14 protein-coding genes and 1 pseudogene are annotated in these 13,829 nt (G+C 50.5%); 8 read left to right on the top strand and 7 right to left on the bottom strand.

Going from position 1 to position 13,829, the window contains the following annotated elements:
* Position 1: 1 nt before the first annotated feature.
* The 7 genes from E9954_RS11020 to E9954_RS10990 all read left to right on the top strand — a co-directional run bounded on the left by E9954_RS11020 (position 2) and on the right by E9954_RS10990 (position 3,529).
* Positions 2-244, top strand: a complete 243-nt coding sequence (locus E9954_RS11020; RefSeq protein ID WP_136079221.1) for a hypothetical protein — start codon at positions 2-4, stop codon at positions 242-244.
* A gap of 87 nt (positions 245-331) precedes the next feature.
* Positions 332-637, top strand: coding sequence for a 50S ribosomal protein L31 (locus E9954_RS11015; protein WP_136079220.1), 306 nt, complete (start codon positions 332-334; stop codon positions 635-637).
* Complete coding sequence (locus E9954_RS11010; protein WP_136079219.1) at positions 634-882, top strand: hypothetical protein; 249 nt, start codon at positions 634-636, stop codon at positions 880-882. Before E9954_RS11015 ends, E9954_RS11010 begins: the two co-directional genes overlap by 4 nt.
* Positions 883-1,022: 140 nt before the next feature.
* Positions 1,023-1,310, top strand: a complete 288-nt coding sequence (locus E9954_RS11005; protein WP_136079218.1) for a hypothetical protein — start codon at positions 1,023-1,025, stop codon at positions 1,308-1,310.
* Positions 1,311-1,512: 202 nt separating this feature from the next.
* Positions 1,513-1,860 (top strand): hypothetical protein, encoded by a 348-nt coding sequence (locus tag E9954_RS11000; RefSeq protein ID WP_136079217.1) that lies wholly within the window; start codon positions 1,513-1,515, stop codon positions 1,858-1,860.
* A gap of 66 nt (positions 1,861-1,926) precedes the next feature.
* Positions 1,927-2,814: an ArdC family protein gene (locus tag E9954_RS10995; protein WP_168442170.1), complete on the top strand. Its 888-nt coding sequence runs from the start codon at positions 1,927-1,929 to the stop codon at positions 2,812-2,814.
* 61 nt (positions 2,815-2,875) lie between these two features.
* Complete coding sequence (locus E9954_RS10990; RefSeq protein ID WP_136079215.1) at positions 2,876-3,529, top strand: hypothetical protein; 654 nt, start codon at positions 2,876-2,878, stop codon at positions 3,527-3,529.
* 86 nt (positions 3,530-3,615) lie between these two features.
* On the opposite strand, the gene E9954_RS10985 is transcribed toward E9954_RS10990, so the two are convergent.
* The 4 genes and pseudogenes from E9954_RS10985 to E9954_RS10970 all read right to left on the bottom strand — a co-directional run bounded on the left by E9954_RS10985 (position 3,616) and on the right by E9954_RS10970 (position 9,171).
* On the bottom strand, positions 3,616-3,828 hold the full coding sequence (locus tag E9954_RS10985; RefSeq protein WP_136079214.1) for a hypothetical protein: 213 nt from the start codon (positions 3,826-3,828) through the stop codon (positions 3,616-3,618).
* Positions 3,829-4,376: 548 nt separating this feature from the next.
* Positions 4,377-5,225: an inositol monophosphatase family protein gene (locus E9954_RS10980; protein WP_136079213.1), complete on the bottom strand. Its 849-nt coding sequence runs from the start codon at positions 5,223-5,225 to the stop codon at positions 4,377-4,379.
* A gap of 329 nt (positions 5,226-5,554) precedes the next feature.
* Positions 5,555-7,247 (bottom strand): annotated as a pseudogene (locus E9954_RS10975) (glycoside hydrolase family 43 protein).
* 106 nt (positions 7,248-7,353) lie between these two features.
* A complete protein-coding gene (locus E9954_RS10970; protein WP_136079212.1) occupies positions 7,354-9,171 on the bottom strand; it encodes a DUF5060 domain-containing protein in 1,818 nt (605 codons plus the stop codon).
* Positions 9,172-9,563: 392 nt separating this feature from the next.
* On the opposite strand from E9954_RS10970, the gene E9954_RS10965 reads away from it, so the two are divergent.
* A complete protein-coding gene (locus E9954_RS10965; RefSeq protein WP_168442169.1) occupies positions 9,564-10,997 on the top strand; it encodes a sulfatase-like hydrolase/transferase in 1,434 nt (477 codons plus the stop codon).
* A 435-nt stretch (positions 10,998-11,432) separates the two neighbouring features.
* On the opposite strand, the gene E9954_RS10960 is transcribed toward E9954_RS10965, so the two are convergent.
* The 3 genes from E9954_RS10960 to E9954_RS10950 form a co-directional block, all read right to left on the bottom strand.
* A complete protein-coding gene (locus tag E9954_RS10960) occupies positions 11,433-12,053 on the bottom strand; it encodes a sulfatase/phosphatase domain-containing protein (protein WP_136079210.1) in 621 nt (206 codons plus the stop codon).
* A 9-nt stretch (positions 12,054-12,062) separates the two neighbouring features.
* Positions 12,063-12,992 carry an IS110 family RNA-guided transposase gene (locus E9954_RS10955; RefSeq protein ID WP_136079209.1) on the bottom strand — a complete coding sequence of 310 codons (930 nt, stop codon included), beginning with the start codon at positions 12,990-12,992 and terminating at the stop codon, positions 12,063-12,065.
* Between the two features lie 208 nt (positions 12,993-13,200).
* Positions 13,201-13,809: a hypothetical protein gene (locus tag E9954_RS10950; RefSeq protein WP_136079208.1), complete on the bottom strand. Its 609-nt coding sequence runs from the start codon at positions 13,807-13,809 to the stop codon at positions 13,201-13,203.
* Between the last annotated feature and the right edge of the window lie 20 nt (positions 13,810-13,829).

Here is a 13,829-nt window from a genome sequence, read left to right as displayed (position 1 = left end):
AATGAAAATATGGTTGGCGGCGATATCGCACAAGCACGGGTCAACCGTCTATGCGGCGGTGTCGCGGGAGCGGTTGATCCATGAACTTCACGGGTATGTGAAGTCGTGGTGGAGCCGAGAACTGCCGGAAGAGGTTTTTCCGGACGGCATGCCGGAGGAAGAGGCGGTTGACCGCTATTTCGGAAAAGTCGGCCACGAATACCTTGAGTTCATTGATGAAACCGAGCTGGCAGGAAGCGACTGACAGAGTAGCAAATGCAAATAGGAAACCTGAAGAGCGCGATTGGCCATGGCCACCGCGCTTCTTTCATAAATAGAAAGGAAGACAAGCATGAAAAAGGAATATGAAGCAACCTTCCATGAAACCCGATCCACCTATGGAGTGGAACTGGACATCGACGTTCCAGGCAATCCCCATCCCGTGCTGGTTGCGCAGGATGTGTTTGGCGAGATAGAGGAGCAAATGCAGCTGCTGGTCTATCCGGCAGGGGTTGATCAAGAGACCGAGTCGGCGGTCAGCATCCGGTTCAACGATGACGGCAGTATTGCCGAAGTGGTGGTGCCCGATGGTGCCATTGTACTGAAGTGGGAAGATACAACGGTGTCGGACTGGCTGAAACGGAGGGACGGACAATGAAGATCACGATTGGAAAGACGCTCTACGTGAACGTTGAAAACGTTTCCATCGTGGATGCGTTCGAGGCCAAGGCTCCCTATTGCCAACTGACGGGTGAACGTCAGGTGGTGATCGATGCCGAGTGTTTCGAGGTTGGTCTGAAGGAAGGCCAGTTCAACGAGCCGCCGGAGCTTTGCCGTATCGCCGGGGCGGTAGCCCTGAAGATAGCGGAGGAACAACCGGATGATATCAACATCTACTGTTGACTGGAGAAGTAGGGAATAACCAAGGCGGGCAGGGGAATTCTCCGGCCTGTTTTTCAAATGTGTAAAACAGCCGCGTGAGCGGTTGAGCTGAATATAGGCGTCCCATGGTGGGGCGCCTTTTTAATGTATGGAGGTAAGCAATGATCATGACACAAAAACCAAGATTCAATACGGGGCAAATCTGCTCCACTCCAGGAGCGCTCGAAGCGATGATGGATGCACTGCAAAGCCCGGTGGAATTCATCAGTCGCCATATTAGTGGAGACTGGGGCGAAGTGTGCGCCGAAGACCAACAAGCCAATGAGGAGGCGGTTGATGCCAACCTTCGGCTGTTGAGTGCATATCGGACGAAGAAGGAGGTTAGGCTTTGGGTTATCACCGAATCAGATAGAAGTCTGACGACCATTCTTCTGCCGGAGGAATACTGATGGATGCGGAATATACTGAATGGTGCCCCGATTGTGGGGAAGAAACCAGCTACAGCATTCAGCAACCGTTCAAATGTTCGGGGTGCGACCGAATCCTGTTCCCGTGCGATGCCTGCCTTCAGGAGCGTGGCGTTGACGGCGTGACTTGCCAAGCATGTCCATGGGAGACGGATGAAACTGAAACAGTAACCGGAGGTGAAGCATGAGCCGGTATTACGAAGCGAGTGTCGAAATCGAGCAACCTGATAAATCACGGCGGGAGCAGATCATTGAAGCCTGTTGCGAAGAATGGGCATTCGACAAGGAGTCCTTCCAGGACTTTGAGCGCGGTAATGGCGCAAAAGGGATCGAGGCCGTTGCACAGGATCGGCTGTGCGGTGGTGAAACCGAGGACGAGTTTGCTGCAAGGATTGCTGCGGCGATTTGGACAGCAAACGGCGGTTATTGCCGCGTGGTGGTCAATGCCCTCTATTTGGAGGAGTTGCCATACGAGGCTTATCCGATGGAGGAAGCAGAATACGAAGAAATAATGAACGGGGCGGAGTCGTGAGGCTTTGCTCTTTTAATGATGAACCAAGCCGTCCACTCCGGGCGGCTTTTTTATTGGAGGTATACAATGAAGAAGAACGCACGAAATAAGATCAATGAAATGATTACGCAGAAAATGGTTGAGCGGATCAGCGCAACCGGAACACTGCCGTGGCGCAAGCCATGGGTCTCGCAGGATGCGCGGCCGCAAAATCTGGTTAGCCGGAAACCATACCGGGGAGTCAATGCCTTTCTGTTGCATATGATGGGCTACGCACAACCGTATTTCCTGACAATGAAGCAGGCGAACCAGCTCGGAGGAAAAGTCCTAAAGGGTGAGCATTCAATGCCGGTGGTTTTCTGGAAATTCGTGGAGCCGGATGAAACCAGCACGGATCCCGATAAACAAAGGGGCTATGCAATGCTTCGTTACTACCACGTGTTCAACGTGGCGCAGTGCGAGGGCATTCCCGAACGGAAGATTCCGAAGCTTGAAAAGCCGGATCGGGAGATATGTCCGATCATGGAAGCTGAACAGCTGATCGAGGATATGGCGAATAAGCCAGCGATTGAATACGGGCGCACCTATGCAGCGTACAATCCGTTGACGGACACCGTGCATATGCCGCCGCAGGAAATGTTTCTGAGCGACGAGGCATTTTTCGCTACGTGTTTTCATGAAATTATTCATAGCGTTGGCCACAGTTCGCGCCTTGCGCGGAAAGGTGTGACGGATGCGGTGCGCTTTGGATCGCATGAATATTCCAAAGAGGAACTCGTTGCCGAAATGGGTGCGGCTTTCCTTTGTGGCCATTGCGGAATCCTTCCAGCGGTGGAAGACAATTCTGCGGCCTATCTCAACGGCTGGTTGGAGCGGCTTAAGGCCGATCCGTCCATGCTGGTATCCGCCGGGCAACAGGCGCAGAAGGCATACGATTATATCGTGGCCGAAAAGCTGGAGCCGGTAATGGCATAATGAATATAGGGGCAGCCCTCATCCCAGGGGGATGCCCCTCAACTAATTGGAGGTAATAACCATGAAACGTTTTTATGAAAAAGTAGATATGAGAAGCCGGGAAGCGATGATCCAGTATTTGGAAAACCATTTTCGGTACAGCTCCATGAACAGCTGGAACCGGAGTACATCCTATGCCAATTGCGTGAAGATCCATAGGCTGGATCTCACAGCGGTGCAGATGGAACAGGCATGGGGAATGCTCGAATGCGAGGACGTGTCCGATGCCATTCAGAACCTGATCCGTAAGTGGTCGATGGAGCGCGAATGGTGCTGGCAGGTGGGTTTCAACGGTCGGTCTAGCGGCTATCTTGTGCTTTACCAGGGAGGTCTGGACTACAAGAATGCCCATACCGCCCGCTGCGATATGTGCGGGAAGCAAACCTGGCACAAGCAGGATGTCCCCTGTACGACGGACTGGTGCGACGGCACACTTCGTGTCCTGCCCAAGCCTATACCTCAAATAGTGACCTATCCAGGTCGCGGACTCGATGAAAACGAAGAGTTCGTGGAATGGGATATGGAGAAGCTGCGCGACCGCGTAAAGCTGGTGCAGGAATTCGACAGGCTGTGTGGCGACATCGTCACCATGTTTGCGGGATTCTGTGACCACTACAAGGTCGTGGATGAGCAGATCATGGTGCCTAAGACCGCGAAGGTGTTGCAGCCGGCCTGATGGCCGGCAGCAACTGAATCACCAGAGACCTGAATTGTATTAGAGCGGGAGAGATCACGTGATTTCGGTTGCCGGAATCATATCTCTTACTGAGCGAAGAAGATCTCTTCTGCTTCTTCTTTTCTTTCTTCGCCTGGGTCGTTTTGATCCGGGCTTCCTTCGCCACTTAGCGACAGCTCCGTTCTACATTCCGTTTCATGGCCGGTTTCATCTTCATTTTCATCGGTCTCTTCCCGTTGCTCCGCCTGATCAGGAGCATCAGCGAAAGGTTTGCCCGAATACTCGTCGGGTACTGGCACCGGATCCTCGACAGCGGGTATCGCTGATGACTGGCCTTGCACCGGCCCTGTCGTCCAGCGCCTTCCGCAAACCTTGCAACGCCGAAGCCTGACTTTTCCTCCCTTGTTGTATCTGAATCCCTTCGCCACGTTTGTCGTGGCCTCGCAGTATGGACATTTGTATGGTCGTCCTCTTGCCATTTTATCACCTCAGAGCTATACGGGACGCGGGGCTTTATATGTGTTTCGGTGTATGAGCATTCTGGCTCTTCACAAGGACGATAGCTCCATGGTGGCAATATATTAGTTGTGCAAAATTTACTAATCAGCCAACCATCTGAACCCTGCGGCCTGAGCATTATTGTGTTGCGGTTGGTTCGTCTGTTTGTTGTGCATAAATCAAATAAATCCTCTTGTTGACGCTTGTTATCACTACTGGGGAGGGAGGACTTTACATTTATATGCGTGATGCCGTTTCTGTGTGGAATGGAGGTTCAACACCCGTTAGCAGCGTTTTGTGTGTGATGATCGATATTCGGTATTTGGATCGACCGACCAGTTACAAACCTTTAAGCAAACATCGGATTCGCGTTCAGCTGTATAAACTGTTTTGCGTGTGTGGGATCTGTGGCAAACAGCACGCCGCAATGGCTGAGAGTGATTGCTTCCGGGCGGTTTAGCTGAAGGGTGTGGCCTTGTACATCGGAGGCCCAGAGGTCGAGCTCATTGTATATGCAGGTGATGGCTGCAAAATCCCAGAATGAGCCGCCGAGGTTTCCGGTGGTTGGAAACTTAAAATAACAGGCCGGCGGATTTTCCAGGCACCAGAGCGCATTCATCACGGCTCCGCCGTAGGTGCCGGATTCAGCATCCATCGCCTTGACCATGGGCTTGAACTTCGGTCCTTCTGACTCGTGGCGGTCCGTGAATATGCGCAGCCGGTTTCCAACGTTTGGAAGTTTCCAGGGATTGGAATTCCGGAAGGCACCGCCTCCTCGAACCGCGTGATACAGCGTGTGCGTCCAGGGATCGTACACCACGCCGATCTGCGGAATGCCTTCCTTGGAAATCAAGGCAATGGAAACGGCATAGCCCGGAGTCCCCTCAATAAACTGAAGGGTTCCGTCAATCGGGTCGATGCACCAGAAATAGTCTTTCTCCAACCGGCTACCGTCGTCCGGGCTCTCTTCCGTCAGCAGGGCCAGATCGTATTCCTCAAGGCTGGGGTTCAGAATCTTAAGGATGAGTTCCTGACTTTGGCGGTCCACCTCGGTCACGACGTCTGTAGCCAGCGATTCACCGGTGCCTTTATGTTCAACCTTGCCCGGTTGTGATTCAGATATAAACTTTCCCGTCCGCACGGCGGCATCGATGGCGAGGTTGGCCAGTTTCTGTAGGTCTTCTTCCGTCAGTTTCATGGTTGCCCTTTGGTATGAAGCGAAAACTACTGCTAACCTTTCCTATCTACAAGTTTGATTGTGACGTTCAGTCGTGTGCCAAGAAACCATGACTTTGGAAAGGGTAGGGATGCCTGTCCTTCGCGTGACCGCGTTGGCGCGGAACGCGACTCACGCGACAGGCGTCCGTGCGCATGTTGAGCCAATCCGCCGAGCGGCGGGGTGGGGACACCCAGCCCTACCTTAAATTTAAGAACCGGCCGCCATCCCAGTTTGCCCCCGACTGACTTTCGCCGTCATAAAAATGACGAGGTTTCTCAACTGTCTGGCTCTTTAAATTCAAACTATCTTTATTTAATTTCCTGGTATTCAAACCAGTCAAAAAGGGCCTTGTTGTTACTCTGTTCTCCATTTGAAGAAGCGTAGATGCCGACAAAAGAACCGGTCCACCTTCCCCCTTTATGAAAATCATTGCTTCTGCAATCCACTTTAGCGTCCATTTCGATCCACTTTTTGCCATCGAGTGAATAGTTGAAACTATAAAGAAAACCTACCGATGAAACTCGTAACTGAATTTTATCTGAATTGATGTTGGTTAGAGCAATCAACGAATCATCAGTATCAGGTCCATTTCTCAGGATGAGCTTAAGAACCGTTTTGTTTTGGACTTTAGTCACTACAAATTTCACATGGTAATCACGGTCGCGTTCGATGACCAAACCAGCTTCCTCATGACGCGATTGGGGGGTGAAGTCAAGCTCTGTTGCCGCCTCAAAATTAAAGTGAGCGAGTCTTTTTCCTAAGTAGGAAGGGTTAACCATCTCGGATAGTTTTTCTGGACTGGAGTTGCATGAATCCTTTTTTAGCATCTAAAGACCACCATTGAGTACGCGGTGTTCGTTTGAACGTCCAATGGGGATTTAGTTTGGACTCTGAAAAATCATCTCTAAAGTCGTTTACCCCATTTTTGCTTTCTTTGAGGCCAGCTTGCTTCATTTGGACCAGTTCACTGCGTCCAACTTTTCGGTCTGGATTTACAATGGGCCATTCTCCCTTCCAATCAACGGGCGAAATAAACGTTTCGCGACCCAGCATAAATCTCACACCATCGTTGGGGCGCTTGCCAAGATATACCATCCACCAATCGCCATCTTGCGTTTCTACCAAATCGGCATGACCGGTTGTGGTAATTGGATGCGTTCGTGATAAATCGCGGTGCGTAAGAAATGGGCTGGTTGGATCCATTTCGTAGGGGCCTGTAACCGTTGCACTTTTCATCATCGCAACGGCATGGTTGTGCCCAGTGCCGCCCAATGAAAATAAATGATAGTAAAAGCCATCTTTTTTGTAGACGTGCGACCCTTCCGCGGCATTCAAATAATGCTCACTTCCTTTATCGAGCGATGTGCCTTTACCGCGATAATCACCTGCATCGAATATGATGGTCTTTTCGCCAACGAGCTTCCAGGTCTTTACGTCCAGCTCCTGAAGCCAAATGGCGTTGTGACTGCTCCAGAGTTTTTCTTTGGGTTTCGTGTTTCCAGAAATATAAACTTTCCCATCGTCATCAAAAAAGAGCGACGGATCAATGCCCGGTGCGTTCTTAATAAAATGCGGCTCGGACCATGGTCCGGCAGGGTCTGTTGCCGTTACAATAAAATTACCTACATTGCGTCCAACCAACGTTGTAATCATATAAAATACACCATCATGATATCGAATGGTGGGTGCAAAAATTCCTTTTGAACATCCATACTTATCCAAATCCAATTGAGAGGGGCGGTGTAACGCATGGCCTATTAATTTCCAATTGGCCAAATCGGTACTGTGGTAAACCGGAACCCCTGGGAAATATTCAAAGGTTGAATTAACTAAATAATAATCCTCACCCACTCTGCAGATACTTGGGTCAGGGTTAAATCCTGGAATAATAGGATTTTCGAAAGTGTTTTCGTTTAATTCTAAATCAGGAATATGATCATTTTTAAAGGCTCCCGTTTCGCCGGCAAAACCATGGCTTGTTATTCCTAAAGAAAGCAGCATTAAAAATCTGAAGCTTCGCTTGGTCCTATTGAATCTATTTTCCATACCTATTTAACTCCTACATTGATCAGAAATCGCTTTTTACGAGATTGGGGCCGTCCGCAATTTACATGCGTTTTAGCAGGTACACCCAATCTTCCTCTGGCTCGGCAGGCGCGTTGCCCAATTTCACGTTCTTACCCGCCGACACGGTTTCGTTGTTTCCCTGAAATTTTCCCGTGCGCGGATTAAACCAACGGCCCTGAAACGTGCCCGTATCCTGGGTCAGGTTGAGCGTTCCGGTCTCGGTGGTCGCGGGAAAATAGATGGCATAGACTTCGCCCGGCTTATGAAAGAGCTGAGCGCCCAGTTGAAAGGATCTGTTTTTCCCGGTCCCGACCGTAATGGTGGACGCTCCATCAACCAACGAATCCGCCGGTTCCATTTCCCAAAACGGGAGATGTTCTTCCATGAAGGTGCGGGCAATGCCTAGTGACCTCCAGAGTTCGACCAGGTTCTCTGTTTTGAACGATTCGACCCACAACAGCTTTTCCAGAATAAATTCGATTTGGCCGCCTGAAAAATACGTAGGCCAAATCCGCTGCTTCCGGTGCAATACGGGACGATCAAAGGGTTTCCACCCTTGTTCCTGCCCGACATCGAGCACAAATTCATCCATTGAGATGGGCACTGGGCGTCCCGCTTCAGCGGTCGCTTTTCTAAAATCCTCGACCAAGGTATCAATACGTCGCCGATTCAGCTGAATAGACGTCATGCTGAAGCGGGGATCGCCAAACGTAAAGGCTAGCTCCTTTAACGGATCATGCGCCGTGTGCACCGAAATAGGGTGCTGGTACGGATCAACCGCCTGGATATAATCTGCAAACGCTCTGATCCGATCCGGACCAAAATCAAAGCCAATATTGTACTCTTCGCATAGATTCCATCCCATCGCCAGATGGTGCCCAAAGCGGGCAATGAGCTCGCGATAGTAGAGCTTCCGTTCAATGCCCAGTTCGCCGTTGTCGAGCTCTTGTTTGTTCGGCGCTTCGGCTTCATTCAAAACAACGTGAAGAAAGATTCCTTTTCGTTGCGCATGCGAAAATACCATTTCCCACTGTCGAAGTTTACTGAGATCGAAATGCAGATTATCGTTTTCAGGAGCGCCTTTCGGGTTTGGCGTTCCCGCCCAAGGCCAAACATCTTTACCATCGCCCCCGATATTCATGGTGAGGAAATAGAGGCTGTTGACCTTCCGTTCAGCGAGATCGTTCAGAGCGCCGATAATGGCCTTGCCCTTGCCATCGTTCCAGTCGGGATCGCCTTCGCGCCAAGCTGCAGTGTGAACCGCATAGGCATGCTTGGGCGGGGTGTCATCAAAACCCGCGTAGGCCAAAAAGTTTTCCGGGCTATCCACTCCGCCGCGAATCCAATAGGAACCGTCTCTAAACTTTAAATAATGGCCGCCGGCATATTCCAAAAGACCCCACTTGTAAAACCCATCCGCTTCGGGGTTACGCGGTTTAACGGTGAAGGTTCCTTTTTCTCCATCAAAGGCCAACGCTTTACCCTCATTTGCGACGAGAGAAATCGATACATTGGGTCCCTGTCGAAAGGAGATGGTGTACCTCCATTTCCCCGCTTCATCCGGCGAAAACTTAACGCGCCAGACGCTACCGGTTGCTCCTCCTTTTCCATCCCCATCAAAATAGCCGGGAACCTGAACAGTTTTACCGGAAGGGGCGGTGAGCTGGACCTGCATCCGATAATCAAGAAACGGATTGGGGCTCTGATCCATCTCACTGGCAACAGGCCCCGAAAAGCTGATCGTCAAAGGGTGCCAAAGAACTCGATTCCCCTCCAACAACGGACGTGCCAGGGTCCCATTCACACAGAGCAGAACCAGCACCGTAACCAAACCAACACGTAAACCATTTATCTTCATGTCTATACTTTCCTTTTATCTGTTCTTCTGTGGGAAAGCCGATCCGGATATTCACAGACTAGGCACCCTTCACTTCACCCGACCATAGGGATGACATAATCACCCAAAAGGGTTCTTAAAATACTGCTGCTAAACGTCGCGTTGCGCATGGGATCCCCCGTAAAGATGCGAACACCAGTTCTTCAACGTTAGATGTCAAAATAAGGATTATGTTTGCATTTTTCCGATCGGTAAACCTTAAGTATAGTTTATGAAAACTGGAGTATATTTTAGTCCAAAGGTGTTTTTTTATTCCAGTTTATGATGACACTATAGAACATCATAAAATGAGCGATGCAGGCGCTTCAGACGAAGCGTTCACTGAGCGGTTGAAGTCTAAGGAGAATGAAGAGATGAAGGGATCGAAACTGAACTATGCCTTGCTGGCGGCGGGCCTGATTTTATCAGGCGTTGCAATCTCGGGGGCGGCACCGCTCAATAATTCCCGGCCCAATATGGTGCTGATCATTGGCGACGATATCTGTTGGCGCGACTTTGGGTTTATGGGTAGCAACAATGCAAAAACTCCGAACATCGATAAACTGGCGGGCGAGGGCATGGCGTTTGACCGCCTGTATACCGCCGCGTCCATGTGCGCACCGTGCCGAACACATATCTATACCGGATTGTATCCCGTCCGAAGTGGCGGCTATCCAAACCACTGTCTCGCAAAAGAGGGGACAAAAAGCATCGTTCACTATCTGCAGGAGCAAGGCTATCGCGTCGGGCTGACGGGTAAAACGCATATTGGTCCGAACTCCGTCTTCCCGTTTGAGCATATCAAGGGGTTTGAGCACAATTGTAATGCGGCTGAGTCCACCGATAATCTGGCTCCGAGTATTGAATTCATGACCCGGGATCGAGAGCAGCCGTTTTGTGAAGTGATTTGTTCCATTCATGCGCATAGCCCTTATACGGCCGGGGATCCGAGTCAGTATGATGCCTCAACCTTAGAACTGCCGGAAAATATCTGTGACACTCCCGCCATGCGAGGGATGTTGCGTAAATACTATGCCGAGATTGGGGCGCTTGATGATCAGGTCGGCGCGATTATGGAAACCCTTAAAGAGAATAACCTCGCCGAAAATACGATCATCGTTTTCCTGAGTGAGCAGGGCTATTCCATGCCGGGTGGAAAATGGAGCTGCTTTGAGGATGGATTGCGTGCGGCGGGATTCGTGTGGTGGCCGGGAAAGGTTAAGCCGGTTCGTTCCGATGCGATCGTGGAGTATGTCGATATCCTACCGACCCTGATTGAAATCGCGGGCGGTAAAGTGAACGTCGCTGATTTCGATGGGAAAAGTTTTGCCGGGTTGCTGGCGGGAAAAACAACGACCCATAAAACGGAAGCATACGGCCTGCAGACCAACGTCGGAGTCCATGGCGCGCTGCCGTATCCGTCGAGAACCGTGCGCGATGAACGCTACCGCTTAATCGTGAACTATATGTCGGAAGACGAATATGTGGTCGGGATCACCAAGGGGGGCATGCTTACAGATTGGAAAAACGCGGCCTTAAAGAATCCTGACTATGAAAAGTTGGTGCAGCGCATCATTCAGCGTCCACATGTGGAGCTGTATGACCACAAGACCGATCCGTTTGAAGTGAATAACCTTGCGGCAAATCCAGAATATAAAGCGATTGTGGAAGGACTGCAGACCAAATTGGAAGCCTGGCAGGTACAGCAGGGGGATTCCGATCCGGTTGAAACCGAGATGGCGGCGATCGACCACCTCGCCGGCTTTGCCGTTGAGAAAACACAGAAAATGCTCGATGGGCTTAAATAGGCTACCGAAAGGAAAATCCTTCAACAGGACTGCTTTATTAACAGAACTGTTTGATAACAGGACCATTGGCCTAACCGCCTTCTATTCAATAGGAAATAGTCCTGTGATCAATGGTCCTGTAAAACTCCTGATCTGATCGAGAAACCAGAGAACACTGTTTGGGGACTTTATCAACAGCCTGGGCGTTGTAGAACGCGGTTCTTTGCGCAGTAAAGGCCGTGTTTCTTATGGCATTTTGGCGCCAACACGACAGATCATGTTCCGATGAGGCACGTTGTTCTACACCCCGAGCCATTCAGCTGAGCGGCGGAGTAGGGACACTCTGCCCTACCTCGATGTCTTCTAGTTGCCGATTTCCAATGTCTGGAAAATGGTAGGGTTGGTTCGATGAGCCCGCCGCATCCCGCATGGTGATCACGACGAGAGTTAGTCGCATCATTCTTTATTCCCATTGTAGGTTGGATCTCCGGCGTCTTTTGGCAAACCCATGTTCCACTGCACAATGGCTTTTGCTAACCGTTCGACGATTTCGGGATGTTGATTGGCCAAATTGTTCGCTTCAGAAGGATCCGCTTCGAGATCAAATAACATCGGACGCCCGCCTCCATAGTCACAGAGCAGTTTCCATTTCCCGTAGCGGATTGCCAAATCGGGCAAATTCTTTAGATTTCGGAAACTCTTTCGATCTGGAGGACGGCGAAAATAGAGGGCGCCTTTATGCGAATCGACCGATTTTCCCAACAGGGTATCCAGCAGCGGTTGCCCGTCAAATTGAACGGGTTCAGGCACAGACACCTTTGCGAAATTCAACAACGACGGAGTCAGATCAATCGCGGAGAAAACGGATTTTGTATTTACGCTTCCGGGTTTTTCTGGATGGGTAAATCCAGGGCCCCAGACGATCAGCGGCGAGCGTACCCCCCCTTCAAACAGGGTAGATTTTAATCCTTTGAAGGGACCGGCAGAGCCGCAGTGAAATTCAGGGCCGTTATCAGAACAGATCACAATCAGGGTATTATTCCTTAGTTTTGGATCGTTCTTTATCCGGTCAAACAAGCAACGGTGTTAAACAGCAATACAAAACTCAGGATTCTTCACCGAGGAATTAGCGGCAATAGCCAACTTTCTCATCACGGCGGTCAAGGCGACCTTTTTCGGTCGATGGTTCTCTTCAACGAGCCGACGATAGAACTCTTTCATATGCGGATTGCATCGGACAGCTGTCAAAGCAGCCATGTAGAGGCAAGCCCTCAACCGTTGACGGCCTCCGTGGATATGGCGACGTTTACTACTCGTTCCGCTGTCCCGGTTATAGGGGGCCAGTCCTACCAGGGCCGCAACTTGCTGTCGGGAAAGTGTTCCGATTTCAGGAAGATGAGCAAGCAACGTCGTAGTACAAACCTCTCCAAGTCCTTTAATGCGCCGGATACACATGGCTTTTGCCTCCATTGACACATCTGCATGAACTGTTTCGATAATCTTTTCTTCAAGAGACTCCAACTCCCTCTTCAGCCACCGAAGATGCTTCTTCACCATTTTTCTAAACCCGGGATCTGCTGCAGTTTCCAATCGGTTGGTTTCCATTGTTCGAATGTCAATGAGCTGCTGACGCCGGTCAACCAGAGACACAAGCATCCGTTGTTGCTTCGAAGGCTTTTCCGATGGCTCGGGCTTCGCCGTCCGAGCAAATTCGGTGATCATGCCCGCATCGATGGGGTCGGTCTTGGCGAGCTGCCCCATGCTCAGCGCATAGTGCCGAACCCGAGAAGGATTGACGATACTCACCTCCAGCCCTGCATCCATCATCAGCCAGGCGGCCATGCGTTCATAGCCTCCTGTGGATTCGAGCACGTAATGTGCTTTGCCGATACGGTCAACCATTGCTCTGGCACCCTTGACGGAGTTCTCGAAACGGTCTGGGCGACCCTTGAACAACACATCCAGATGATCCTTGGAAACATCCACACCGCAATATACTCTTTCTTTATGGTTCATGTTTGCTCCTTCTTGTTAATGCGAGCTCGCTTCAACAGCGGCTCATGCAACGGTTCGAGTACAACATGGCAACCACCTGGCGGATCATGTCTTATGGACGTTCTGCTAAAAAAGCGAACTTGGTCTGACCCGATCACGTCCAGGCGGGAACCTCTCTCAGTCGGCCAACCGGGAGAGGAACTCCTCTTTGAGGATTGCACACCCCTGTTCACGGGAAAAAGCATTTCTCCGACGGTATGGAAGTTCCATTCTCGAAATGCTTTTTCCCTACCCAATGTGAATTGATTGGAATACATACAAGGTCATACTCCTTGATTTTCTGGCATGGATAATAACCCATCCTGTCTGTTTCCTGCCCATATCTGTTGTCTGGATCGGGCTTGGTCTGCTGTCCCTTCCAGATTTCGTATTTCGCTGAATCAAGGTTGGCCACATACGCCCATTCGCAAAAGCCGCTGTTGTGAATAAAATCCGATGCATCCGGCATGAACATGAGTTTGCCATCCATGTATGGCTTCAGTGTTCCCTGTAACGGCTGATAGAGATCATAAATATTCTGAAGACTCCCGTCATATTTCAAGTTGGGGAATGCCCTTCGCACCTCCGACTCTGCCATGCTCGTATATTCATTCAACCTTCTGGTTTCAGGGATTGGAACCAGTTCATCGATACGATCGTGCACTGTATTCCAGTCCTCAACGTCGCGCAGCTCCCGCAAGACATTCAGCCCGAGCGTGTCCGGATGGGAATCCGCATGGTTGTATGCCAGCCTGTCTTTTTCCTTATACCGAAATCCAGTTAGTCCTTGTGTTGTCATGCTAAAATGTCGACACGACG

Source organism: Pontiella desulfatans, from assembly GCF_900890425.1.
GTDB classification, from domain to species: domain Bacteria; phylum Verrucomicrobiota; class Kiritimatiellia; order Kiritimatiellales; family Pontiellaceae; genus Pontiella; species Pontiella desulfatans.
The sequence above is the reverse complement of the archived record's forward strand: the minus strand, read 5'-3'. Positions and strand labels throughout refer to the sequence as shown.

Coding starts and splice junctions, on each gene's coding strand:
- E9954_RS11020 (WP_136079221.1), top strand. CDS start 2: ATGAAAATATGGTTGGCGGCGATATCGCACAAGCACGGGTCAACCGTC.
- E9954_RS11015 (WP_136079220.1), top strand. CDS start 332: ATGAAAAAGGAATATGAAGCAACCTTCCATGAAACCCGATCCACCTAT.
- E9954_RS11010 (WP_136079219.1), top strand. CDS start 634: ATGAAGATCACGATTGGAAAGACGCTCTACGTGAACGTTGAAAACGTT.
- E9954_RS11005 (WP_136079218.1), top strand. CDS start 1,023: ATGATCATGACACAAAAACCAAGATTCAATACGGGGCAAATCTGCTCC.
- E9954_RS11000 (WP_136079217.1), top strand. CDS start 1,513: ATGAGCCGGTATTACGAAGCGAGTGTCGAAATCGAGCAACCTGATAAA.
- E9954_RS10995 (WP_168442170.1), top strand. CDS start 1,927: ATGAAGAAGAACGCACGAAATAAGATCAATGAAATGATTACGCAGAAA.
- E9954_RS10990 (WP_136079215.1), top strand. CDS start 2,876: ATGAAACGTTTTTATGAAAAAGTAGATATGAGAAGCCGGGAAGCGATG.
- E9954_RS10980 (WP_136079213.1), bottom strand. CDS start 5,225: ATGAAACTGACGGAAGAAGACCTACAGAAACTGGCCAACCTCGCCATC.
- E9954_RS10970 (WP_136079212.1), bottom strand. CDS start 9,171: ATGAAGATAAATGGTTTACGTGTTGGTTTGGTTACGGTGCTGGTTCTG.
- E9954_RS10965 (WP_168442169.1), top strand. CDS start 9,564: ATGAAGGGATCGAAACTGAACTATGCCTTGCTGGCGGCGGGCCTGATT.
- E9954_RS10955 (WP_136079209.1), bottom strand. CDS start 12,992: ATGAACCATAAAGAAAGAGTATATTGCGGTGTGGATGTTTCCAAGGAT.
- E9954_RS10950 (WP_136079208.1), bottom strand. CDS start 13,809: ATGACAACACAAGGACTAACTGGATTTCGGTATAAGGAAAAAGACAGG.